This is a genomic window from Curtobacterium sp. Leaf183, from assembly GCF_001424385.1.
Taxonomy (GTDB): Bacteria; Actinomycetota; Actinomycetes; order Actinomycetales; family Microbacteriaceae; genus Curtobacterium.
Map to the genome: position 1 here is coordinate 131,573 of NZ_LMPO01000008.1, position 24,036 is coordinate 155,608.

A 24,036-nucleotide genomic window follows, 5' to 3' on the forward strand; every position below is an offset into this window, starting at 1 on the left:
CGGGGTCAGTCATTGCCCTCGACGGCGTCGTCGTCGGCCCACAGACCGGACTTGCGCTCGGACTCGAGCTCGGCGCGCGCGGCGGCCTTGGCGTCCATGCGCTCGAAGTACTCCTCGCGGCGCTGGTTGCGGGTCGGCCGCATGTTCATGTCGACACGGGCGTCGGTTCCGCGCGCGCTCGTGATGAGCTCGGCGGTGGACGTGAGCGTGGGCTCCCAGTCGAAGATCATGCCGCCGTCGCCACCGATGACGACCGTGGACCCGGCGACGGCGCCGGCCTTGAACAGGCCGTCCTCGACGCCGAGCTTGGCGAGCCGGTCGGCCAGGTAGCCGATCGCCTCCTCGTTCTCGAAGTCCGTCTGCTGCACCCAGCGCTCGGGCTTGGAACCACGGACCCGGTAGAAGCGGTGCTCCTCGCCGCCCTCGGCACGGACGGTGAACCCGCCCTTCGCGTCGACGGCCTTCGGACGGATGACGATGCGCTCCTGGACCGGCTCGGCTGCGGCAGCCGCGCGGGCCGCTTCGACGATGCCGGCGAGCGCGAACGAGAGCTCGCGGAGCCCGGCGTGCGAGGCGGTCGAGATCGGGAACACGCGGTAGCCGCGGGCCTCGAGCTCGGGGGTGACGAACGCGGCGAGCTCGGCGGCGTCCGGGACGTCGACCTTGTTGAGCGCGATGAGCTGCGGACGCTCGAGCAGCGGGACCTGCCCCTCAGGGACCGGGTAGCGCTCGAGCTCGGCGAGCAGGACGTCGAGGTCGCTGACCGGGTCGCGGCCCGGGTCGAGCGTGGCGCAGTCGATGACGTGCAGCAACACCTCGCAGCGTTCGACGTGGCGCAGGAACTCGAGCCCCAGGCCCTTGCCCTCGGACGCGCCCTCGATCAGGCCGGGGACGTCGGCAACGGTGAAGCGGACCTCGCCGGACTCGACGACGCCCAGGTTCGGCGTCAGGGTCGTGAAGGGGTAGTCGGCGATCTTCGGCTTGGCGGCGGAGACCGCGGCGATGAGCGAGGACTTGCCGGCACTCGGGAACCCGACCAGTGCGACGTCGGCGATCGTCTTCAGCTCGAGGCGGACGTCGCCGCCCTCGCCCTCGGTGCCGAGCAGCGCGAAGCCGGGGGCCTTGCGCTTGGTGGTCGCGAGGGCCGCGTTGCCGAGACCACCCTGACCGCCCTGGGCGACGACGACGCGCATGCCGGCTTCGGTCATGTCGGCGAGCAGGTCGCCGTTCTCGTCGTACACGACGGTGCCGACGGGTACGGGCAGCTCGAGGACCTCACCGGATATGCCGCTGCGCATGTCCCCCATGCCGGGCTGACCGTTCTTGCTGGACCGGTGCGGAGACCGGTGGTACCCGAGCAGGGTCGTCACCTGCGGGTCGGCGACGAGCACGATGTCGCCACCGTCACCGCCGTTGCCACCGTCCGGGCCAGCCAGCGGCTTGAACTTCTCGCGACGGACGGACACGCAGCCGTTGCCGCCGTTCCCCGCGCTGAGGTGCAGGACCACGTCGTCGACGAACGTCGCCATCGGTTGTCACACTTTCGTAGGAATGAGGCCGTACAGGAATGAGAAAGAGGGGCAGGCGCTCGGCCTGCCCCTCTTCTAAGGACTTGCGTCGTCGGGAACGCTTACGCGTTGACGATGTTGATGACCTTGCGGCCACCCTTGGTGCCGAACTCGACCGAGCCGGCGGCCAGCGCGAACAGCGTGTCGTCGCCACCGCGGCCGACGTTGGCGCCCGGGTGGAAGTGCGTGCCGCGCTGGCGGACGATGATCTCACCGGCGTTGACGACCTGTCCGCCGAAGCGCTTCACGCCGAGGCGCTGTGCGTTCGAGTCGCGGCCGTTGCGAGTGGAACTCGCACCCTTCTTGTGTGCCATGTCTGTCTCCCGCCTTACGCGATCTTCGTGACCTTGACGCGCGTGAGGTCCGCGCGGAAGCCCTGGCGCTTCTTGTAACCGGTCTTGTTCTTGAACTTCTGGATGATGACCTTCTTGCCGCGGAGGTCACCGAGCACCTCGGCGGTGACGGTCACCTTGGCCAGGTCGGACGCGGCGGAGGTGATCGAGTCACCGTCCACGAGGAGCACGGGCGCGAGCTCGATGTTGCCCTGGTCATCGGCCTTGGCGCGATCGATGGTGATGATCGTGCCGACCTCGACCTTCTCCTGACGGCCGCCGGCGCGCACTACTGCGTAAACCACGTGGAATCCTTACGTAACTCTGCTTGAGGGAAGTCTCGGGTGCCCAGGCACGATCGGTTCGGTCGGAACCGATGACCAGCCACAGGCGGTACGGCCAGCTGACCGGACGGCACAGTGACACCGAGGAACGAGAATACTCGATGCCCATGGGTCCGGTCAAACGGCGACACACGTAGTCTGTCGGAGTGACCGTGTTGATCGACCCGCCGACGTGGCCCGCACACGAAACCGTGTGGTCGCACCTCGTCAGTGACACATCCTACGCGGAACTCCACGCCTTCGCTGCACGCGCCGGTGTCCCGCGCCGCGCGTTCGACCACGACCACTACGACGTGCCGCTCGCCCGCTACGACGAACTCGTCGCACTCGGGGCCCAGGCGGTGTCGGGCCGTGAGCTCGTCCTCCGCCTGATCGGGAGCGGTCTGCGCGTCGCGCAGCGCGACAAGCGCGCCACCTGACGGAGCGACGCGACGAGCGACGGACTGGAGGCCCGGTGCGGGCCCGCCACGGTCCTCCCGTCCGAGCGCTCTCCCGGCGACCGCGCCGGCGGACCGCTGCTGGTCGCGGTGCGGGGACCTGCCGCTCACGGTCCACGCAGTGACGCATCTCGCCGGTCCGACACCACGAGATGCCAGGATCCTGGAACCTGGGCGGGACGGGTGGACAGCGCACGGCACGCGTCAGGTGCGGGGCGGACCCCACTGGCCCGCGGGCGGACGCGGCGGCTGCTGCGGGAACGAGGGCGGCGGGACGGCGTCGGCGGGTCGGACCGTCCCGGGTGTGGTGCCCGGCGCGCCGGCGCGCCGGCCGGACGTCCGGGAGGAACCACGCGGGCGACCGAGCCACAGCCAGGCCACCGTCGCGGCGGCCAGCAGGATCGCCGTCAGGGGCACGCCCCGCTGCAGCGGTGTCGTGAGCACGTCGGTGACCAGGTGTCGTGGCCCGTCGGCGACCGCGCCGTACGCGCCGGTGAACACGCCGACGAGTGCCAGCGCGACCGTGCCGCCCGCACCGCCGAGGACGGCACGCAGCAGCACCGTCGGCAGTGGGCTGCGCCGGGTGACCGGTGTCAGGAACGCGAGCGTCAGGAACGCCCCGACGTAGAACGGGAACGGGCTGACGAACACCGCGGTGGCGAACTCGAGGACGATGTTCTGCCCGCCGTGGAAGGCGAACGGGCCGATGTACAGGCTCGTGCCGAGCATGCCGGCGAGCCCGGACACGGCCTGGACGGCGAGGACCCCGACGACGGCGATCAGCGCGCCTGCGGTGCCCTCGCGTGAGGCACCGGGAGCGAACGCACGCGTCGGGTCCCCGACCACCCTCAGTTCCCCAGGATCACGGCGCCGTCGTCGGTCGGGGTCTCGCCGGACGTCGCCGGGGCGCTGATGCTGCCCGACGACACGCGACGGGACCGCGAACGACCCTGGCCGGGCTGCTTGGGCTCGGGCAGCGCCTGCAGCACCGAGTCCAGGAGCGAGTCGGCATCCGGCGCCTTGCGGGCCTCGCGCTTCGTCACCGCGACGGGGATGTCGAGGATCGCGACGGTCGTGTCGGCCGGGGTCACCGGGGCCGAGGAGGACACGCGACGCCGGGTCGGCGCAGCCGCCTGGTCCGGAGCAGCTGACGCGGCCGGCTCCGTCGCGCGCTGCGGTGCGGCGGACACGGGCGCGCCGGCCTCGGGAGCCGTCGACTCCGACGCCGCAGCGGGCGCCGTGGTCGAGGACGGTGCCGACACCGTCAGGATGCCCTCGGTCGCGGTGGGCGCGGACTGCTCGGAGCTCGCACGACCCCCGCGCCGGCGACGACGCTTGCCGCCACCGGTGGACTCGGGCTCGTTGTCCGGGGCACCGGCATCCGAGGACGACCCAGACGCTGCAGCGGGTGCCTCGTGCGACGGCGCCGAGGTGGGGGTGGACGGGACGGACGCGGCGACCTCGTCGTGCGCGATGGTCGACGCCGCGATCCGCGACAGCGCGTTCTTCACGTCGTCGGTGATCTGGTGCGCCTGCGACGGCTTCTGGTCAGCGCCACCGCGCTGTCCGTTCTGGTTGCCGTTCCCGTTGCCGTTGCCGCTGTCGTTCCCGTTGCGGGCCTTGCGGCGGCCCTTCGACGGGCCCGGGTCGGCGTTGTTGTCGTTGACCTTCGCGTTGACCTCTTCGAGCGACTCGCGCAGCCCGACGCCGATCTTCTTGCGGGTCATCTGCACGAGGCCGAGCGAGGTGACCTCGGCGACCTGGTGCTTCGTGCGGTCGCGGCTCAGGCACTCCATCAGGCGGCGCAGCACGAGGTCACGGTTCGTCTCGAGCACCATGTCGATGAAGTCGACGACGATGATGCCGCCGATGTCCCGCAGGCGGAGCTGACGGACGAGCTCCTCGGCGGCCTCGAGGTTGTTCTTGGTGACGGTCTCCTCGAGGTTGCCCCCGGAACCGACGAACTTGCCCGTGTTGACGTCGACGACCGTCATGGCCTCGGTGCGGTCGATCACGAGCGAACCGCCGGACGGCAGCCAGACCTTGCGGTCGAGGGCCTTCTCGATCTGCTCGTTGAGACGGTGCTCCTCGAAGGAGTCCGGGCCGTCGTAGAGCTCGACGCGGTCCTTGAGGTCGGGCGCGACGGCGTCGAGGTACTCCTCGATGGTCTCGCGTGCGGCATCGCCGTCGATGATCAGCTTCGTGAAGTCCTCGTTGAAGACGTCACGCACGATCTTGACGAGCAGGTCCGGCTCCGAGTGGAGCATGACCGGGGCGTGCCCGTGCTCGACCTTCTTCTGGATGGCCTCCCACTGCGCGGTCAGGCGCTGCACGTCGCGGGTGAGCTGCTCCTCGGTCGCGCCCTCCGCAGCGGTGCGGACGATGACGCCCGCGTGCTCCGGCAGGACCTCTTTGAGGATCTTCTTCAGGCGGGCACGCTCGGTGTCCGGGAGCTTGCGCGAGATGCCGTTCATCGAGCCGTTCGGCACGTAGACCAGGTAGCGGCCCGGCAGCGAGACCTGGCTGGTCAGGCGGGCGCCCTTGTGGCCGACCGGGTCCTTGGTGACCTGCACGAGGACCTTGTCCCCCGGCTTGAGCGCGGCCTCGATGCGACGGCCGTGGTTGCCCGTCTCGACCGAGTTCCAGTCGACCTCACCGGCGTAGAGCACGGCGTTGCGACCGCGGCCGATGTCGACGAACGCCGCCTCCATCGAGGGCAGGACGTTCTGCACCTTGCCCAGGTACACGTTCCCGATGAGGGAGACGTTGTGGGACTTGGTGACGTAGTGCTCGGCGAGGACGTTGTCCTCGATGACGCCGATCTCGATCTTCTGCGCGCTCGAGCGGACGATCATCTGGCGGTCGACGCTCTCACGGCGGGCGAGGAACTCGTCCTCGGTCACGACCTGGCGGCGGCGCCCGGCGTCACGGCCGTCGCGACGGCGCTGCTTCTTCGCCTCGAGGCGGGTGGAGCCCTTGATCCGCTGGGGCTCGGTGATGAGCTCGACCTCGCGCCGACGCGGCTCCTGGTGGTCACGCGGCTCGCGGTCGGCGCTCGTGCCCCGACGGCGCGTGCGGCGGCGGCTGCCACCGCCGAAGTCCTCGTCGTCGTCGTCCCAGTCGGACCGCTCCGAGCGCTCGGCCCGGTCGGTGCCCTCGGAACGGTCGAACCGGTCCGAGCGGTCGAACCGGTCCGAGCGGTCGGTGCGCGACGAGCGGGCCGGCAGCTCCGGCAGGACCGGGGCGTGGAAGATCAGGCTGAGTGTCGAGGTGGCACGGGGGACGACGGGCTCCGGCGGCGCGACCGCGTCGGCCTGCTCCGGTGCCGTCTCGACGGCCCGCTCCGGGGCGACCGCGTCGGCCTCGTGCGACTCGACCGGACCGACGACGTCCGACTGCACGTCCGTGCCCGACTGCACGTCCGTGCCCGACTCCTCGGTCGTACCCGACTCCTCGACCGCGGTGGCCTCGGCCTCGGCGGCCGCTGCGGCGACGTCGACGACCGGGACGTCACCGGTCAACGTGCTGACGTCGTCCGGGGCGTCGGTCGTCGTGACCGACTGCACCTCGACCGAGACGGAGCCCGTCTCGGGCGCCGCATCCGTGCCGGTCTGCTCGACCGACCCGGTGTCCGGGGTCGCCGTGTCGGCACCGTCGGCCGGTCCCTGTGAGCCGTTGCGGGCCTCCAGGGTGCCTGCCGACCGGGCGCGGCGTCCGCCGAACAGGCGGCCGCGTCGCTTCGGTGCGGCATCGTCGGTGTTCTGGTTGCTGTTGTTGTCGTTCTCCACCATGGACTGGTGCACTCCTCAGCCCCGCTCCCACCCCGAGGGGCGGCGGGAATCCTGTCGTTGTGGCGGACGGCGGCGACGCCGCCCGCACTCGCTGGTCAGTGACCGTCCGGCGTCGACCTGCCGTGCGCTCGGACCGTCCGGAGCACCCGGCTCCGCTCGGTTCGGCGTCGGAGTGACGCGTCGTCCGGTCACGGTGCGCTCTCACCGCACCTGTTCACCCGGGCTGGTGCCCGGAAAGCTCGCTGTGCCACACGGATCTCCCGTGTGACCTCCCCATCATCGCACGCGTGACGGAGGAAGGCGCAGAACGAACGTGTCATCATGTCGGCGTGACCACGACTGCACCCACCACCCGTCGTCCCGTCGCCGTCGCCGTGCTGCTGCTCGTCACCGGGGCGGTCGCCCTGTACGCGGCGTTCCGACTCGTCCTCGACGAGTTCGCGAAGTACGAGAACCCGAAGGCGGCGCTCAGCTGCGACGTCAACCCGTTCATCAACTGCTCGGACGTGATGACGAGCGCACAGGGACACCTGCTCGGCTTCCCGAACCCGCTGCTGGGACTGATGGGCTTCGTCGCGCCGATCGCCGTCGGCGCCGTGCTGCTCGCGGGGTTCCGCGGTTCGCGGTGGTTCCTCGTGGCGTTCAACGCCGGGCTCCTCGTGGCATGGGTCTTCGTCACCTGGCTCTTCACGCAGACCGTGTGGTCGATCGGTGCGCTGTGCCCGTGGTGCCTGCTCGTGTGGGCGATGACCATCCCCATGTTCTGGGTGTTCACCATCTGGAACATGTCGCGCGGCACCTTCGGTCCCCGGGCGCGTCGGGTCGGGCGGGCGCTGCTGCCGTTCTGCTGGGCGTTCCCGCTGGCGAACTACCTGGTCATCGCGGTGACGATCCTGATCATGTTCCCGCGGGTCCTCGACTTCATCTGAACCGGCGACCGGGTCGTCGACCATCGGTGACACGTCACCGGACTCCTGGGCTCTTCTCAGCCAGCAGAGCCCGTCGGTGCACCGGCACCCGTTACGCTCGTTCCCGATGAGCGACAACGAGAGCAAGAAGGCCCGCCGGAACGCCGCACGGGAACGTGCTGCGGCCCAGCGCGAGAAGGAGAAGGCCCGCCGGCGCCGCAACAAGACCCTGACGATCAGCGGCATCATCGTGGGGTCCCTGGCGATCGTCGCCGTCATCGTGCTGGTGATCGCGAACTCGATCCAGCCTGCCGGTCCCGGTCCCAAGAACATGGCCAGCGACGGCATCGTGTTCCAGGGGCAGAACGGCAAGATCGTGCCCGTCACGACCAAGGCCATCCCCGAGGGCGGCACGCCGACCGCCACGAAGCAGGACGACTCGGTCGCGAACATCACGGTGTACGAGGACTACATGTGCCCGATCTGCAACCAGTTCGAGACCGGCAACATGAAGCAGATCAAGCAGTGGGTCGCGAACGGCTCCGCCACGCTCGAGATCCACCCGTTCAACCTGCTCGACCGCTCGTCGCTCGGCTCGAAGTACTCCACGCGTTCAGCAGCAGCCGCAGCGTGTGTCGCGAACTACGACCCCGACGCCTTCCTCGACGTCAACTCGGCCTTCTACGAGAACCAGCCGTCCGAGGGCACGAAGGGCCTGACGAACGACCAGCTGGCCTCGATCGCGAAGAAGGCCGGCGCCACGAACAAGAACGTGCAGTCCTGCATCACGGACCAGCGTTTCGCCGGATGGGTCGGTGACGCCACGAACCGCGTGCTGACCGAGCCGCTCGCGAACTCGTCGCTCGACAAGCTCACCGGCACCCCGACCGTGATCGTGAACGGCAAGCAGTACAACGCCCAGGGCACCAGCGCCTGGACCGACGCCGACGCCTTCGCCGCGTTCGTCGAGCAGAACGGTGGCGCGGTCAAGTAGCCCGCTCCCCGTCACGACGGCCCCGCGCTCCCGGAGTGCGGGGCCGTCGTCGTCGCGGGCGCCGCGCCGCGGCGGCACACGCTGGCGGATCGCGCCCCCGGGCGGACGTCGCGCCCCGTCCTGCGGGGGGCGCGACGTCGGCGCAGGGGTGCGAGGCAGCGTGCGCCGCGGCAGCGGCCCGCGGCGGCGGCCCGCCGCCGCTCGCACAACGGAAAGCGCCCCGCGCCACGTGGTCACNNNNGGCGCTTTCGGTTGCGCGGGAGCGCAGCAGCGAGCGCGAGCGCCGTCAGGCGCGGCGACCGCTCAGGCGAACCAGAGGCCGAGCTCGCGCGCGGCGGACTCGGGGCTGTCCGAGCCGTGCACCAGGTTCTGCTGGACCTTGAGGCCCCAGTCGCGGCCGAGGTCACCGCGGATGGTGCCGGGCGCGGCGCCCGTCGGGTCGGTGGTGCCGGCGAGCGAGCGGAAGCCCGCGATCGCCGCGTTGCCGGCGACGCGCACGGCGACGACCGGGCCGGACTGCATGAACTCGACCAGCGGTTCGAAGAACGGCTTGCCCTGGTGCTCCTCGTAGTGCGCGTCGAGCAGGTCGCGCGGCGCGGTCAGCATCTTCAGGTCGACGATCTCGTAGCCCTTGGCCTCGATCCGGCGCAGGATCTCACCGGTGAGCTGGCGGGCGACGCCGTCGGGCTTGACGAGGACGAGGGTCTCTTCGAAGTCGGACACAGCGGTGCTCCCTGAGGTTCTGGAGGGGTGGATTCGGATCAGTCGCCGGCAGCGGCTCGGCGGGCGGCGTTCTGACGGTCGAGCTGCCCGCCCTTGACGAAGCAGAACACCCACAGCGCCAGGAACACCAGGCCCACCACGACCATGAACGGCTCGATGAAGCCGGTGGCGAGGATGGCCGCCTGCAGCAGCCATCCGAACCCTACACCGGCTCGCGTACCGGTCAGGCGCGACGCCAGCGCCAGCACGACGATCGCCGCGAGCCCGCCGCCGAAGGCGACACCGGCCGGCAGCGTGTGCTTGCCGAACACGACGAGCATCGGGAAGAAGAACATGATCGCCTCGAGGACGAGCGTGATCGACAGCAGGCTCTCGCGGGCCCCGCGGTCGCGTCGCGGACGGCGGGTCCGGGGCGTGCGACCCGGACGGGAGGCCCGTGGTCCGTCCGTCACTTCGACTCCCCCTCGGTGTGGACCAGGTCCATGACCGCGCCCACCATCACGATGGAGCCGGCGACGAGCACCATGGCGTCGTCCGCCTCGGCCTCGTCCACCAGGTCGCGCGCTTCCGACAGGGCCTGTGCCAGCGACGGCTCGACGACCACGCGGTCGTTGCCCACCTCGTCGACGACGACCCGGGCGAACGTGTCGGCGTCGAGGGCGCGCTCCCCCGGCGGCTGCGTCACGACGAACGTCGCGACGGTGTCCTTCAGCGCTCGGACGAAGCCCCGGGCGTCCTTGTCGGCGAGGATCCCGACGACACCGACCACGTGTCCGGAGGGGAACGCGACGGGCAGCGCGTCGGCCAACGCCCTGGCGCCGTGCGGGTTGTGCGCGGCGTCGACGACCACGGTCGGGTCCTGCGCGATGGGCTGCAGCCGACCCGGGCTGGTGGCACCGGCGAGGCCCTCGCTGAGGACGTCCTGGTCGAGCGGCTGCGCGCCCCGACCGATGAACGACTCGACCGCGGCGATCGCGACGGCGGCGTTGTGGGCCTGGTGTGCGCCGAACAGCGGCAGGAACAGGTCGTCGTAGCGACCGGCGACGCCCTGCACGGTGACGAGCTGCCCGCCGACGGCCGGGGTGACGTCGATCAGGCTGAACCCGGTGCCCTCGACGGCGAGCGACGACTCGGTGAGCTCGGCCGCCCGCTCGAGTTCGGCGAGCGCCTCGGGGACCTGCGCGCTCGACACGACGGCCGACGACGGCTTGATGATCCCCGACTTGGTGCGGGCGATCTCGGCGACGGTGTTGCCGAGCTGCTTGGCGTGGTCGATCGCGATCGGGGTGAACACCTGCACCTGGCTCTGCACGACGTTGGTGGAGTCCCACTCGCCGCCCATGCCGACCTCGATCACGGCGACGTCGACGGGCGCCTCGGCGAAGCACGCGAGCGCCAGGACGGTCAGCGCCTCGAAGAACGTCAGCGGGAGCTCGCCCTTGTCGGTGAGCTCCTTGTCCGTCATGGCCAGGATCGGCGTGATGTCGTCCCAGTTCTCGACGAAGCGGTCCGGTGCGATGGGCTGGCCGTCGATGACGATCCGTTCGCGGATCGACACCAGGTGCGGGCTCGTCATGAGCCCGGTCCGCAGCCCGTGCGCGCGGATGATGCTCTCGGTCATCCGCGCCGTCGAGGTCTTGCCGTTCGTGCCCGTCAGGTGGATCACCGGGTACGCGAGGTGCGGGTCGCCGAGGAGCTCGACGGCGCGACGCGTGGCGGTCAGGCGGTGCTCGGGCGACTGCTCGCCGATGCGGGCGTAGAGCGCGGCCTCCACCCGCTTGACCTCGGCGTCGTCACCACCGAAGGGCACGGCCTCGATCGGGTCGGCATCGGCGGGTGGGCCCACCGGGATCTCGATGCCGTCCGCGGCGGGACCGGCCGCGTCGAAGGGGTCGAACGGGTCGTTGTCGTCACGGTCGCTCATGCGCGTGCCACCTCCACAGTCACCTTGGCTCCGTCGCCGACGGCGGTGCCCTCGTCCTTGCCGAACGTGGTGGGGACCACGTCGACGGTCGTCGCCAGGGTCTCCCCGGCGATCAGCTCGCGGTGGGTGCGGACCGCGTCCGCGGCACCCTCGTCGGTGCCCAGCGTCAACACGATGCGGTCGCTGACGTCGAGGTCGGCGTCGCGGCGGGCCTGCTGGACGGCGCGGACGACGTCGCGGGCGAGCCCCTCGGCCTCGAGCTCGGGCGTGGTGTCGGTGTCGAGCACCACGAAGCCACCCCCGTCGAGGAACGCCACGGCCGTCGACGCGTCGGCCACGGTGAGGTCGAGCGTGTACTCACCCTCGACCAGGTCGATGCCGCCGACGGTCACCCCGGACTCGGTCGCGACCCAGTCGCCGCGCTTGGCGGCGGGGATGACCTGCTGGACGGCCTTCCCGATGCGCGGACCGGCGGCACGGGCGTTGACGGCGAGCTTCCGCTCGATGCCGTACTGCGCCAGGGACTCCTCGGCCTGGGGTTCGAGGACGACCCGCTTGACGTTGAGCTCGTCGCGGAGGATGTCCACGAACGGCTCGACGGCTGCGGTGTCCGGCACGACGAGCGTCAGGGTCGCCAGCGGCAGCCGGACGCGCTTGCCCGTGGCCTTGCGGAGCGCGAGCCCCTTCGAGGCGACGTCGCGCACCCGGTCCATCGCGGCGACGAGGGCGTCGTCGGCGGGGAACTCGTCCGCGCTCGGGAAGTCCGTCAGGTGCACGCTCCGCCCGCCGGTCAGGCCCTTCCAGACCTCTTCCGAGACCAGCGGTGCGAGCGGCGCGGCCACCCGCGCCAGGGTCTCGAGCGCGGTGTACAGGGTGTCGAACGCGGCCCTCGCCGATTCCGACGACGCCGCGCCGAGCCAGAACTTGTCGCGGGACCGGCGGACGTACCAGTTGGTCAGCACGTCGGCGAAGTCGCGGATGGCCTGGGCTGCCAGCGGGGTGTCGAGTGCGTCGAGGTGCGTCGTGACGTCGGTGACGAGCAGGCGGGTCTTCGCGAGCAGGTACCGGTCGAGCACGTCGGTCGAGTCCGTGCGGCGGGACGCCTGGTGGCCCTCGGGCCCGGACGCATTCGCGTACAGCGTGAAGAAGTAGTACGTCGACCAGAACGGCAGCAGGAACTCGCGGACGCCCTGCCGGATCCCCTCTTCGGTGACGACGAGGTTGCCGCCGCGGATCACCGACGAGGACATCAGGAACCAACGCATCGCATCGGCGCCGTCGCGGTCGAACACCTCGGAGACGTCCGGGTAGTTCCGGAGCGACTTGGACATCTTCTGTCCGTCGGAGCCGAGCACGATGCCGTGGCTGACCACGTTCGTGAACGCCGGCCGGTCGAACAGCGCCGTGGACAGCGCGTGCATGACGTAGAACCAGCCGCGGGTCTGCCCGATGTACTCGACGATGAAGTCAGCCGGACTGTGGGTGTCGAACCACTCGCGGTTCTCGAACGGGTAGTGCACCTGGGCGTACGGCATCGACCCGGAGTCGAACCAGACGTCGAACACGTCGGAGATGCGGCGCATCGTCGACGCACCCGTGGGGTCGTCCGGGTTGGGTCGCGAGAGCTCGTCGATGAAGGGACGGTGCAGGTCGACCTCTCCGTCGGCGTTCACCGGCAGGCGTCCGAAGTCGCGCTCGATCTCGGCGAGCGAGCCGTACACGTCGGTGCGCGGGTGTTCCGGGTCGTCGGAGACCCACACCGGGATCGGGGTGCCGAAGTACCGGTTGCGTGACACCGACCAGTCGATCGCGTTGCCGACCCACTTGCCGAACTGGCCGTCCTTGACGTTGTCCGGCACCCAGTTGATGTCCTGGTTGAGCTCGCCCATCCGGTCGCGGAACTCGGTGACCCGGACGAACCAGGACGAGACGGCCTTGTAGATGAGGGGTTTGCGGCAGCGCCAGCAGTGCGGGTAGCTGTGCTCGTACGAGGCCTGGCGCAGCAGCCGCCCGGCGTCGCGGACGGCCTTGGTCAGCGGCTTGTTGGCATCGGACCACAGCTGCCCGGCGACGAGCGGGAACTGCGACGTGAACACCCCGCCCTCGTCGAGCGAGAGCACGACGGGGATGCCCGCGGCGGCGCAGACCTCTTGGTCGTCGGCGCCGTAGGCCGGGGCCTGGTGCACGATGCCGGTGCCCTCGCCGGTCTCGACGTAGTCGGCCACCAGGATCTGCCAGGCGTTCTCCATTCCCTCGGCGTCGGCCAGGAAGTCGAACAGGCGCTCGTACTCGACGCCGTCGAGTTCAGTCCCGACGAGCGTGCGGGTGACCGCCGCGACGGCGTCGTCCGGCGACGCGTAGCCGAGGTCCTTGGCGTACGCGGCCACGGTGTCCGCAGCCAGCATGTACGAGACCGAGCCGGCGTCGGCACCGTCAGCCGAACCTCCTGGACCGGCCGGCAGCACCACGTACGCGACCGCAGGGCCGACCGCCAGGGCGGCGTTCGTCGGCAGCGTCCACGGGGTGGTCGTCCAGGCGAGCGCACGCACGCCGTCGAGCCCGAGCTCCGCAGCGCGCGCGCCCCGCAGCGGGAACGAGACCGTGACGGACTGGTCCTGACGCATCTGGTAGACGTCGTCGTCCATGCGCAGCTCGTGGTTGGACAGCGGGGTCTGGTCGTTCCAGCAGTACGGCAGGACCCGGAAGCCCTCGTACGCCAGCCCCTTGTCCCAGAGCTGCTTCCACGCCCAGAGCACGCTCTCCATGTAGGTGACGTCGAGGGTCTTGTAGTCGTCCTCGAAGTCGACCCAGCGTGCCTGGCGTGTGACGTACTGCTGCCACTCGTCGGTGTACTGCAGCACCGACTTCTTGGCGGCGGCGTTGAAGACGTCGACGCCCATCTCGTCGATCTCGTGCTTCTCGGTGATGCCGAGCTGGCGCATCGCCTCGAGTTCGGCGGGGAGCCCGTGCGTGTCCCAGCCGAAGCGGCGGTGGACCTGCTTGCCGCGCATGGTCTGGTAGCGCGGGAAGACGTCCTTGGCGTAGCCGGTCAGCAGGTGGCCGTAGTGCGGCAGACCGTTGGCGAACGGCGGACCGTCGTAGAAGACCCACTCGTCGCAGCCCTGGCGAGCGTCGATCGACGCCTGGAACGTGTCGTCGCCCTTCCAGAAGGCGAGGATCCCCTGCTCGACCGCGGGGAAGGACGGCGACGGGGTGACGCCGGCAGCGTCGTCTGCATCACGATGAAGTGGGTATCGCACCGGTTGCTCCTGTGGGTTCGGTTGCTCTCCACGAGGACGGAGCACTGCTCCGCGGTACCACCTCGCTTGCCGCCCCGGGTTGCCGGAGTGACCGCTCGTCGTCGGGGTGGTGACGGTCCCGAACCCGTCCGGTTCTACTGACGGCCCGTCAAGACGTGCCGCGTTCTTCCGGAGACTCCCCGGTGATGGCCGGATCGACGTCTGTTGGTCCCGAGTCTACCCATCGGGAGCATGCTGGAGGAATGCCCTCGTCTGAACAGCAGGACCGTCCCGAGTCCTTGCTCACCGTCGTCATCGCCTTCGGCGCGAACCTGCTCGTCGCCATCGCGAAGTCGATCGCCGCGCTCCTGTCCGGGTCCGCGTCGATGGTGGCCGAGGCAGCGCACTCGTGGGCGGACACCGGCAACGAGGTCTTCCTGCTCATCGCCGAGCGTCGCGGTGCCAAGAAGCGGGACGTGGCACACCCGCTCGGGTACGGTCGTGAGACCTACATCTGGTCGATGTTCGCCGCGTTCGGTCTGTTCACCGCCGGCGCGATCGTTTCGATCTACCACGGCATCTCCGAGCTCGGCGAGACCGGACCCGCCGAGGACGTCCTGCTCAACTACATCGTGCTGGCGCTGTCCTTCTGCCTCGAGGGCACGAGCTTCCTGCAGGCGTACCGGCAGGCGCACGGCGCGGCGACGAAGCGGAAGGTGCCCGTGCTCCGGCACGTGCTGCAGTCCTCGAACCCGACCCTGCGCGCCGTCTTCGCCGAGGACGCCGCCGCGCTGGTCGGCCTGGTCATCGCCTTCCTGGGCGTCTTCCTGCACCAGCTCACCGGCCTGGCCGTCTTCGACGCGATCGGGTCGATCGCGGTCGGCGTGCTGCTGGGCGTCGTCGCGGTCATCCTCATCGACCGCAACCGCCGGTTCCTGGTCGGCGAGAGCACCTCGCCCGAGCTCGAGAACGCGGTGCTCGTCGAGCTGCTCTCGCGCAAGCAGATCGAGCGCGTGACGTACCTGCACCTGGAGTTCGTCGGCCCGTCGAAGGTCTACCTGGTCGCCGCCGTCGACCTGACCGGCAACGAGGACGAGTCACATGTGGCGGTCCGACTTCGGGACGTCGAGAAGTCGCTCGAGGACAGCCAGTACATCGAGGAAGCGGTGCTGACGCTGAGCTACCCCGACGACACCGCGCTGGTCCCCACCGACGACCACGTCCCCGAAACCGTGCGCGACGGCACGGTCGAGGACGTCGCATCCGGCGGCGCCGGGACGCTCCGGGCCTAGCAGTCCGCCTTCGTGAACGTCATGTCGACCTTCTTGCTGGACCCGTCGAACCCGTAGGAGTACCGCATCGCGATGTCGCGGTCCAGCAGCTTCTTGGTCTCGGTGGTCGCGCACAGCTGCTGCAGCACGCTGTCGTGCAGGGCGCCCTCGTCGAGCTGCGACGGGTCCGCCTGCACCGTGTAGCGGTAGTGGATCGTGCCGTCCTCGGCGGACACACCCGTCCACGTGGTGACGGAGTCGACCTGCTTCGGCAGGTCCGACTGCTCGCGGATCTGCTTGACGCCCTCGTTGACGATGTCCTGCTTGGACTCGCCGAAGGCGGCGTTGAACCCCTGGCGGACGAGCACTGCGACGATGACCGCGACGACGATGCCGACCAGGGAGATGAGCACGCGCCGCCCCCGGGGCTGCTGCGGCGGCGGGGACGGCTGGAACGGCGGCTGCCCCGCCGGCTGCTGCTGGTACGGCGGCTGTCCGCCCGGCTGGAACGGCGGCTGCTGGTACGGCGGCTGTCCGGCCGGCTGCCCGTTCGGCTGGTTCGGCTGGTTCTGCGCAGGCGTGTCGGACATGGTCCCCCGGTTCGTCAGCGCCTCCCCCACTGGACGGCGCACCGCGAACCTAGCAGGCACCCCGCGACACCGGGGGGAACCCGCAGTGCGCGGGGCAGCCCAACGGCTCAGCGCGCGTCGAGCCCCGCCACCACCGGGGTCAGCGCCGCCCCGACGTACTCGACGAGCGGCCGTCGCGACACCCCGTCCGTCACCCAGACCCCGAACGCGGCGGCCGCCGCCCCGAGCATCGCGCCGGCGACCGTCTGCGGCCACAGCGCCCCGGCGTGCTCCCCGGTCCGCCTGGCCACGAACGCCGCGACTGCCGCGTGCTGCGCCGTCACCCGTGCCGCGACGCTGGCGACGAGCTCCTGCCCGATCCCCATCACCTCGGCCTGCGCGATCGCCCACGGAACCCGGTCCGGGTCGTGGGCCCGTGCGGCGTCGAGCAGCGCGTCCTCGACCGCACGGACCGCCGAGGACTCGGTCGACCCCGCCAACAGCTGCGGGAGCGCCCCGACGGCGGCGTCGAGCTCGAGCCACATCACGTCGGACTTCGCCGGGAAGTAGTTGAAGAACGTGGCACGGCTGACACCCGCGCGCACGGCGATCTGGTCCACCGTGGTGCGTGCGTACCCCTGCTCGAGGAAGAGCTCGGCGGCAGCGTCCGCGAGCACCTCGGCACTCGAGCGGCGCGGCCGTCCCCCGCGGCGGATCGGTTCGTCCATGGTCCCCATTCAACCGCTAGACTCGACCAGCCATGATCTTGGACCGAGTACAGAAACGTCGCGCGCGCATCGCCGGCAGCATCACGGGGGCCACAGCGCTCCTCGTCGCCCTCACCGCCTGCACCGGCGGTGGCACGAGCACCGCCGCCAGCACGCCGGTCTCCGGCGGCACGCTGACCTACGCCTCGGGCGACGCCGAGCCCACGTGCCTCGACCCGCACGTCGGGGGCAACTACCCGCAGGCGCTGCTCTCGACGCAGTACATCGACGAGCTGGTCGGGCTGGACGACGGCAAGCCCACCCCGTCGCTCGCGACCAAGTGGACCACGAGCGACGACGGCACGACCCTCACCTTCACGCTGCGGGACGACGTCACCTTCACCGACGGCACCCCGTTCGACGCGTCCGCCGTCGTGGCGAACATCGAGCACGTGCAGGACCCGGCGACGGCGTCGAGCACGGGCTACCTTGCGCTCCAGTCGATCGACAAGGCGACCGCGACCGACGACCACACCGTCACCCTGTCGCTCAGCCGGCCCGACAGCGCCCTGCTCGAGTCCTTCTCGCAGCCGTGGGTCGGCATGGAGTCCCCGAAGGCCCTGCAGCGCACCCAGGCCGCCAACTGCGAGTCCCCCGTCGGCACCGGCCCGTTCCGCATCACGGACTGGAAGCACGGCGACCGCGTCACCCTCGTCAGGAACACGAAGTACTGGGGAACGACCGAGCCGCGGCTGTCCGGCATCAGTTGGCGGTTCCTGCCCGACTCCACCTCGCGGTACGCCGCCCTGCAGTCCGGCCAGGTCGACGTCATCGACAACGCCCAGCCCGACCAGCTCAAGGCCGCGTCGTCGAAGGCCGCCATCCGCGACCTCGACGCACCCCGACCCGGCGCATCCAACCGACTCGAGCTGAACTCCGGCCACGGGGTCTTCCGCGACGAAGCGGTCCGCAAGGCCTTCATCGCCGGCGCCCAGATCGACCCGGGCATCCGGTCGCTGTTCCTCGGCACCGCGAAGCGCTCGTACTCGCTGCTGTCGAGCGTCGAGCCATTCGGGTACTCGGACAAGTCGCTGTTCGCGTACAGCCCGAGCACCGCGAAGCAGCTGCTCGACGACGCCGGCTGGAAGGTCGGCTCCGACGGCATCCGCGTCAAGGACGGCCAGCAGCTCACCGTCACCTTCCCGGTGTCGACGAACCAGTCGGTTCCGGCCGAGCGCAGCCTGTTCCAGCAGATCCAGGCCTCCGAGGCAGAGGTCGGCATCAAGGTCCAGCTCGAGGAACTCGACCTGTCCAGCTGGTACGCCGCACTGGCGAAGAACCAGTACGACGTCGTCAGCGCCCCGTACACCAAGGTCGGCGCCGACGTGCTCCGCATCCTGTACGACAGCGCCAGCATCACGCCGGCACCGTCGGGGTACTTCGCGAACCTGGCGCAGCTCGACGACCCCGAGGTCGACGCCCTGCTGCAGCAGGCCGCCCAGACCGCGGACCGCTCCGCACGCGGCGACCTGTACCAGCAGGCGCAGCGGCGGATCCTCGAGTCGCGGACCGTGCTGCCGCTCTACGACCAGCAGAACCACTTCCTGTACCGCTCGTCCGTCCACGGCATCCGGACCACCGCCGTCTCCACGCCGTGGTTCGGCACGGCGTGGATCGACCGCTGACGTCCAGCACGACCAGGAGGCCCGGTGTGACCCCGACGCGCACCCGGCGGTCCGCCGGGTGGTCCGCCGGGTGGTCCGGCTGGACGCTGTGGGTGCTCCGCCGCGCCCTCGGCGGCATCGGGGTGCTGTGGGCGGTCGCGACGATCGTCTTCGTCGCGATCCGGCTGATCCCCGGGGACCCGGCGCTCGCGGTGCTCGGTGGCCCGGGCTCCCAGGCCTCCCCCGACGCCGTCGCCCGAGTCCGCCTGGAGTACGGCTTCGACCAGCCGGTCATCGCCCAGTACGCCGTCTTCCTCGGACGCCTGGCGACCGGGCAGCTCGGCGACTCCTACGCGTTCCGCACCCCCGTCGCCACGCTCCTGGCGCAACAGCTCCCCGTCACCCTGACCCTCGCCGTCGCCGGGCTCGTCGTCGCCTGGGCGCTCGCCCTCGTCGCCGCGTGGTGGTCGACGCAGCGGGGCCGGATCGCGGCAGCACTGACGTCGGCGCTGAGCGTCACCGCCAGCGTCATGCCGCACTTCTGGCTGGGCAGCGTGCTCATCGTGGTGTTCGCGAGTTCCCTCGGCTGGGTGCCGGCAGTCAGCGACGGCACCGTGCGCGGTTGGGTGCTGCCGGTGCTCACCGTCGCGGTCCCCGTCGCCGGCTACCTCGCCGAGACCGTCCGCGACGGCGTGGTCGACGCACAGCGGTCCGCCTTCGCGCTCGCGGCGCGCGGACGGGGCGAGACCCGCGCGGGGGTGTTCGGCCGGCACCTGCTGCGACACGCGGCCCTGCCCGGGATCGCCCTGTCCGCGTGGGCCTTCGGCTCGCTGGTGTCCGGAGCCGTCGTCGTCGAGTCGGTCTTCGCGCTCCCCGGCATCGGGCGCGCCCTCGTCAGCGCCGTCGCGCAGCGGGACATGCCCCTCGTCGCGGGCATCGCGCTCGTGTCCGCGGCGGCGTACGTCGTCGTGCTCGCGGTCGCCGACCTGGTCGAACGCGTGGTCGACCCCCGCCAGGCCCGTCGCGCAGCGGTGACCCGGCCGCGGGTGCCGCACCGTCCGACGACCGGCCCCGGGACGGACGTGCGATGAGCGGGATCGCCGAACCGAGCCTCCAGGCCGGCACGTCGTCCACGAGCGCGGCGACCGCACGGGGTCGTGCCCGCGGGCTCGGCGTGGCCGGCACGGTCGCCGCCGCCGTCGTCGCGCTCGCCGTCGTCGCGGCGATCTGGCCGGACGCGCTCGGCGGTGGCGCCCCGCTCGCCGTGCACCCCGCCGATGCGCTGCTTCCGCCCGGGGCCGGGCATCCGTTCGGCACCGACGAGTCCGGCCGCGACGTCCTGGCCCGGGTCGTCGCCGGCACCCGCGCGAGCCTGGTCGTCGGCGTCGTCGCGACGCTGGTCGGCGGCGGTGTCGGCGTGGTGCTCGGCGTCGTCGCCGGACTCGGCGGTCGGTTCCTGGACGCCGTCATCGGCCGCGTCACCGAGGTCGCCTTCGCACTGCCCCTGCTGCTCGTCGCGCTGGTCGTGATCGCCGTGACCGGTCCGGGACCGGTTCCCGCGATGCTCGCCGTCGGGTTCGCGACCGCCCCCGGCTACGCCCGCATCGTCCGCGGCCTGGTGCGCTCCGCACGCGGCTCGCAGGTGGTCGAGACCGCCGTCCTGCAGGGCCGGGCGCCGGCCCGCATCGTGGTCCGGCACGTCCTGCCCGCCGCACTCTGGCCGGTCGTCGCCGTCGGGACGCTCGGGGTCGGCCAGGCCGTCGTGTGGGCGTCGGCGCTGAGCTACCTCGGCGTCGGGACGCCGCCGCCCGCACCGGAGTGGGGTGCGATGCTCGCCGACGGCCGCACCTACCTGCAGACCGCCCCGTGGATGAGCGCGTTCCCGGGACTGGCGATCGTCGTGCTCGCGACCGCCGTCACGGTGCTCGGCCGTGCCCTGCGGCGGACCGGAGCCCTGCGGTGAGCGCGGTCCTCGACGTCCGCGGGCTCCGCGTCGCGATCGACGGCACGCCGCTCGTCACCGACGTCGACCTGCGCGTCGACGCCGGCGAGTGCGTCGCGCTCGTCGGCGCCTCCGGGTCGGGCAAGAGCGTCACCGTGCGGGCACTGCTCGGCCTGTCGGCCACCGGGGCGGTCGTCCGGGCCGACCGGCTCGAGGTCGCCGGCCTCGACGCCCGCGCCTTCTCCGAACGTCGGTGGCGTTCGGTGCGCGGCTCGCGGGTCGGGTACGTCGGCCAGGAGGCCCTGGGCGCGCTGGACCCGCTGCGTCCCGTCGGGCGCGAGGTCGGTGACGTCCTGCGGCTGCACACCGAGATGCGCGCGCACGAACGCGTGGACGCCGTTCGCGCCGCGCTCGCCGACGTCGGGCTCGACCCGGCGATCGCGTCGGACGGACGCCTCGCGGGCACGCTGTCAGGGGGGATGCGGCAGCGTGCACTGATCGCCGCCGCGACCGTCGGTTCGCCGTCGCTCGTCGTCGCGGACGAACCGACGACGGCGCTCGACGCGGGGGTCGCGGTGCGCGTGATGGACCAGCTCCGACGGGCCCAGGAGCGCGGCGCGGGGCTGCTCGTCGTGACGCACGACCTGGGGCTCGTCGCCGGGTGGGCCGACCGGGCGGTGGTGCTCGACGCCGGACGGGTCATCGAGCAGGGGACGGTGTCCGAGGTGCTGCGGGCGCCGTCGCACCCGGTGACCCGGGCGCTCGTCGCGGCCGCGGGGTCGGGTGCGGGTGCGGGAGCGGGAGCGGGTGCGGGAGCGAGAGCGGGAGCGGGAGCGGGTGCAACCTCGCACGGTGCGCCCCCCGACGAGCCGGCCGACGCATGGTGCGAGGTTCCATGCACGGTGGCAGGGTCCGAGCCTCGCACCATGGAGGGAACCTCGCACGGAGGCACAACCTCGCACGGTGCGAGGTCGGCGCTCGCGGCCGACGACCTGCACAAGGCGTACGACGGTACCGAGGTGGTGGCCGGGGTGTCGTTCGGCCTCGGCCCCGGTCGGGTGCTCGGCGTCGTCGGAGCGTCCGGGTCGGGCAAGACCACCGTCGCGCGGATGCTGCTCGGCCTCGAGACGCCCGACACCGGCTCGGTCGCGCTCGACGGGACTCCGTGGGCGCCCCTGCCCGAGCGCGACCGCCGTTCGCGACGAGGTCGGATCGCAGCCGTCGTGCAGGACCCCGGCGCGACCTTCGACGAACGGTGGAGCGTCGAACGGGTGCTCGCCGACGCGATGTCGGACGGCGGTGCCCGCCGGGCGACGGGCTCGCTCGGCCCCCGCGTCGACGCGGCGCTCCGCCAGGTCGACCTCGACCCCGCGCTGCGCGGGCGGTCCCCCGGCACGCTGTCGGGTGGGCAGCGGCAGCGACTGGCGATCGCCCGGGCGCTGGCGACCTCGCCCGACGTGCTGGTGCTCGACGAGCCCGTGACCGCCCTCGACGCGACGGTCCAGGACGCGGTGCTGACGCTGCTCGAACGGCTCCGCGACGACACCGGGGTGGCGATGGTCTTCGTGTCGCACGACCTGCGGGCCGTCCGGCGGATGGCGGACGACGTGCTCGTGGTCGACGCGGGTGTCGCCGTCGAGCACGGCCCGGCTGCGCGGGTCTTCGCGCACCCGGAGCACCCGGTGACCATCGCGCTGCTGCGGGCGGCAGAGCGGCTGACGGCCGGCCCGCGCGGGTGAGACGCGGCTGCCCAGGCGAGACACCCCTGCGGACGCGAGACGCCGCCCTGCACCGCGGTGTCTCGCGGGCAGGGCGGCGTCTCGACGTGGTGAGCGGGGCCTCCCGTCAGCCCTTCTGGGGGCCGTCAGCAGCGACGACCGGGATCTCGCTGGTCGAGAACTCCTTCGCCCAGTCCGACTGCGCGAACTCGGACGACGGGTCGTTGTACTCGTCGATGACCTGGGCGACCTCTTCCTCGGACGCGACGGTCGGACCGGAACCCATGAGCGGTGCCGACGCGGTCTCCTTGGTGAAGTACACCGCGACGAGCCCGATCACGGCTGCCGCCATCAGGTAGAACGCGGGGATGTCCTCGGCCCAGCCGAAGCCGGCGTCCTTGGCACCGTTGATGAGCGCCGCCGTCGCGAGCGGGGTCGTGCCACCGAACAGCGAGACCGACACGTTGAACGCGATGGCCAGGGCGCCGTAGCGGATGATCGTCGGGAACAGCGCCGGCAGCGTCGAGGGCATGGTCGAGGTGAAGGTGACGAGCACGACGCCGAGGATGAGCAGGCCGAAGAACACCCCGACCCCGGTGCCGGTCTGCACGAGCTGCAGCGCGGGCCACGAGAACAGGAAGAAGCCGATGCAGCCGGCGGCGAGCACCGGGCGACGGCCGAAGCGGTCGGACAGCCGGCCCCCGAACGTGATGACGACCATCATCAGGATCATCACGATGACGATGAGGATCAGGCCGAACGTGGCGTTCTGCCCGAGGTTCTGCTCGAGGTAGGTCGGCATGTACGACAGGAGCATGTAGTCGGTCACGTTGAAGACCAGGACCAGGCCGATGCAGATGACGAGCGCACGCCAGTTCTCGGCGAAGAGCTTGAGGAAGGGCGTCTTCTGCGACTCGCGCTCGGCCGCCTGCTCCTGCTGCTTCTGGAAGGCCGGGGTCTCCTCGAGCTTGAGCCGCAGGTACAGGCCGATCAGGCCGAGCGGACCGGCGACGATGAACGGGATGCGCCAGCCCCAGCTGAGCAGGGCGTCCTCGGACAGGCCGAACTGCAGGCCGGTCACGATCGAGGCACCGAGCACGTAGCCGGCGAGCGTGCCGAACTCCAGCCACGAGCCCATGAACCCGCGGCGCTTGTCCGGTGAGTACTCGGCGATGAAGGTCGCGGCCCCGCCGTACTCACCGCCGGTGGAGAAGCCCTGCACGAACCGGGCCACCAGCAGCAGCACCGGCGCCCAGAACCCGATCGTGTCATACGACGGGATCAGGCCGATCATGAGCGTGCCCGCGGCCATCAGGATCATCGTGAGCGCGAGGACCTTCTGGCGGCCGATCCGGTCGCCGATGGGCCCGAAGACCGCACCGCCGATCGGGCGCACGATGAACGCGGCGGCGAAGAAGCCGAACGTCGCGACGATGTTCGACGCCGGGTCGCCCTGCGGCAGGAAGACCTGGGAGATCGTGACCGTCAGGTAGGCGAAGATGCCGAAGTCGAACCACTCCATCGCGTTGCCGAGGGCGGCGGCGGCGACGGCGCGCTTGAGGAGCGACTCCTCGACGACGGTGACGTCGTCGCTCGTCATCTTCCTGCGGGCGCGCTCGGCGGCGCGCTTCGTGCGCAGCGGGCGATCGCCGTGCGTCTTCGGTGCGTTGCTGGGTGTCACGGGTGTTCCTCCGGTGTGCTGAGCGTCCTTCGGGCGTCCGACGGGACGGCGACGTTGCAGCTCCCCACGAGCTCGCGCTCGCCGGACAAACCCCGACAGACTAGCAGGTCCCCAGTGGAGCGCTCCAGCGGCCACTGTCTGGGAGTCGTCGGAACCGGTACGATCGGTGGCACCACGTGTCACGCGTGGACACTCAGGCACCTCATCACGGACTCGGTGCCGCA

At 71.2% G+C, this 24,036-nt stretch carries 20 protein-coding genes; 8 read left to right on the forward strand and 12 right to left on the reverse strand.

Annotated features, from left to right (window positions below):
- Nucleotides 1-5: 5 nt before the first annotated feature.
- The 3 genes from obgE to rplU all read right to left on the reverse strand — a co-directional run bounded on the left by obgE (nt 6) and on the right by rplU (nt 2,205).
- Entirely contained in the window at nt 6-1,529 is a 1,524-nt protein-coding gene (gene obgE, locus ASG04_RS07000; RefSeq protein ID WP_056121853.1) for a GTPase ObgE, read from the reverse strand.
- A 101-nt stretch (nt 1,530-1,630) separates the two neighbouring features.
- Nucleotides 1,631-1,882, reverse strand: a complete 252-nt coding sequence (gene rpmA / locus ASG04_RS07005; protein ID WP_056121855.1) for a 50S ribosomal protein L27 — start codon at nt 1,880-1,882, stop codon at nt 1,631-1,633.
- A 14-nt stretch (nt 1,883-1,896) separates the two neighbouring features.
- Entirely contained in the window at nt 1,897-2,205 is a 309-nt protein-coding gene (gene rplU / locus ASG04_RS07010; protein ID WP_056121857.1) for a 50S ribosomal protein L21, read from the reverse strand.
- Between the two features lie 185 nt (nt 2,206-2,390).
- Here rplU and ASG04_RS07015 point away from each other — a divergent pair, with 185 nt between their 5' ends.
- Entirely contained in the window at nt 2,391-2,663 is a 273-nt protein-coding gene (locus ASG04_RS07015; protein WP_056121859.1) for a DUF4031 domain-containing protein, read from the forward strand.
- A 222-nt stretch (nt 2,664-2,885) separates the two neighbouring features.
- Here ASG04_RS07015 and ASG04_RS07020 read toward each other — a convergent pair whose 3' ends face one another.
- Nucleotides 2,886-3,527, reverse strand: a complete 642-nt coding sequence (locus ASG04_RS07020) for a hypothetical protein (protein ID WP_056121861.1) — start codon at nt 3,525-3,527, stop codon at nt 2,886-2,888.
- Between the two features lie 2 nt (nt 3,528-3,529).
- A complete protein-coding gene (locus ASG04_RS07025) occupies nt 3,530-6,472 on the reverse strand; it encodes an Rne/Rng family ribonuclease (protein ID WP_056121865.1) in 2,943 nt (980 codons plus the stop codon).
- A 329-nt stretch (nt 6,473-6,801) separates the two neighbouring features.
- On the opposite strand from ASG04_RS07025, the gene ASG04_RS07030 reads away from it, so the two are divergent.
- Both ASG04_RS07030 and ASG04_RS07035 read left to right on the forward strand, forming a co-directional pair.
- Nucleotides 6,802-7,401 (forward strand): vitamin K epoxide reductase family protein, encoded by a 600-nt coding sequence (locus ASG04_RS07030; RefSeq protein WP_056121867.1) that lies wholly within the window; start codon nt 6,802-6,804, stop codon nt 7,399-7,401.
- A gap of 106 nt (nt 7,402-7,507) precedes the next feature.
- Nucleotides 7,508-8,374: a DsbA family protein gene (locus ASG04_RS07035; RefSeq protein ID WP_056121869.1), complete on the forward strand. Its 867-nt coding sequence runs from the start codon at nt 7,508-7,510 to the stop codon at nt 8,372-8,374.
- A 303-nt stretch (nt 8,375-8,677) separates the two neighbouring features.
- Here ASG04_RS07035 and ndk read toward each other — a convergent pair whose 3' ends face one another.
- The 4 genes from ndk to ileS are packed head-to-tail and all read right to left on the reverse strand — an operon-like array spanning nt 8,678 to nt 14,281.
- On the reverse strand, nt 8,678-9,097 hold the full coding sequence (ndk, locus tag ASG04_RS07040; protein WP_056121871.1) for a nucleoside-diphosphate kinase: 420 nt from the start codon (nt 9,095-9,097) through the stop codon (nt 8,678-8,680).
- 38 nt (nt 9,098-9,135) lie between these two features.
- Nucleotides 9,136-9,549: a DUF4233 domain-containing protein gene (locus ASG04_RS07045; protein ID WP_056121873.1), complete on the reverse strand. Its 414-nt coding sequence runs from the start codon at nt 9,547-9,549 to the stop codon at nt 9,136-9,138.
- On the reverse strand, nt 9,546-11,021 hold the full coding sequence (locus ASG04_RS07050) for a bifunctional folylpolyglutamate synthase/dihydrofolate synthase (RefSeq protein WP_082517868.1): 1,476 nt from the start codon (nt 11,019-11,021) through the stop codon (nt 9,546-9,548). Before ASG04_RS07050 ends, ASG04_RS07045 begins: the two co-directional genes overlap by 4 nt.
- Nucleotides 11,018-14,281 (reverse strand): isoleucine--tRNA ligase, encoded by a 3,264-nt coding sequence (ileS, locus tag ASG04_RS07055; RefSeq protein WP_056121875.1) that lies wholly within the window; start codon nt 14,279-14,281, stop codon nt 11,018-11,020. Before ileS ends, ASG04_RS07050 begins: the two co-directional genes overlap by 4 nt.
- A gap of 242 nt (nt 14,282-14,523) precedes the next feature.
- On the opposite strand from ileS, the gene ASG04_RS07060 reads away from it, so the two are divergent.
- On the forward strand, nt 14,524-15,552 hold the full coding sequence (locus ASG04_RS07060) for a cation diffusion facilitator family transporter (protein WP_056121877.1): 1,029 nt from the start codon (nt 14,524-14,526) through the stop codon (nt 15,550-15,552).
- Here ASG04_RS07060 and ASG04_RS07065 read toward each other — a convergent pair.
- Together ASG04_RS07065 and ASG04_RS07070 are read right to left on the reverse strand one after the other, a co-directional pair.
- Nucleotides 15,549-16,121 carry a hypothetical protein gene (locus ASG04_RS07065; RefSeq protein ID WP_156463564.1) on the reverse strand — a complete coding sequence of 191 codons (573 nt, stop codon included), beginning with the start codon at nt 16,119-16,121 and terminating at the stop codon, nt 15,549-15,551. The genes ASG04_RS07060 and ASG04_RS07065 overlap by 4 nt on opposite strands.
- Before the next feature lie 107 nt (nt 16,122-16,228).
- Nucleotides 16,229-16,828 (reverse strand): TetR family transcriptional regulator, encoded by a 600-nt coding sequence (locus ASG04_RS07070; protein WP_056121881.1) that lies wholly within the window; start codon nt 16,826-16,828, stop codon nt 16,229-16,231.
- 32 nt (nt 16,829-16,860) lie between these two features.
- Here ASG04_RS07070 and ASG04_RS07075 point away from each other — a divergent pair, with 32 nt between their 5' ends.
- From ASG04_RS07075 to ASG04_RS07090, 4 genes are read left to right on the forward strand one after another with little or no spacing between them, the layout of a single operon-like run.
- Nucleotides 16,861-18,492 (forward strand): ABC transporter substrate-binding protein, encoded by a 1,632-nt coding sequence (locus ASG04_RS07075; RefSeq protein ID WP_082517870.1) that lies wholly within the window; start codon nt 16,861-16,863, stop codon nt 18,490-18,492.
- A 26-nt stretch (nt 18,493-18,518) separates the two neighbouring features.
- Nucleotides 18,519-19,562 (forward strand): ABC transporter permease, encoded by a 1,044-nt coding sequence (locus ASG04_RS07080; RefSeq protein ID WP_321164481.1) that lies wholly within the window; start codon nt 18,519-18,521, stop codon nt 19,560-19,562.
- Complete coding sequence (locus ASG04_RS07085; RefSeq protein ID WP_056121883.1) at nt 19,559-20,434, forward strand: ABC transporter permease; 876 nt, start codon at nt 19,559-19,561, stop codon at nt 20,432-20,434. Before ASG04_RS07080 ends, ASG04_RS07085 begins: the two co-directional genes overlap by 4 nt.
- Nucleotides 20,431-22,152, forward strand: a complete 1,722-nt coding sequence (locus tag ASG04_RS07090) for an ATP-binding cassette domain-containing protein (RefSeq protein WP_056121885.1) — start codon at nt 20,431-20,433, stop codon at nt 22,150-22,152. The genes ASG04_RS07085 and ASG04_RS07090 overlap by 4 nt, the downstream gene beginning before the upstream one ends.
- Nucleotides 22,153-22,258: 106 nt before the next feature.
- On the opposite strand, the gene proP is transcribed toward ASG04_RS07090, so the two are convergent.
- A complete protein-coding gene (gene proP / locus ASG04_RS07095) occupies nt 22,259-23,812 on the reverse strand; it encodes a glycine betaine/L-proline transporter ProP (protein ID WP_235515467.1) in 1,554 nt (517 codons plus the stop codon).
- Nucleotides 23,813-24,036: the final 224 nt, after the last annotated feature.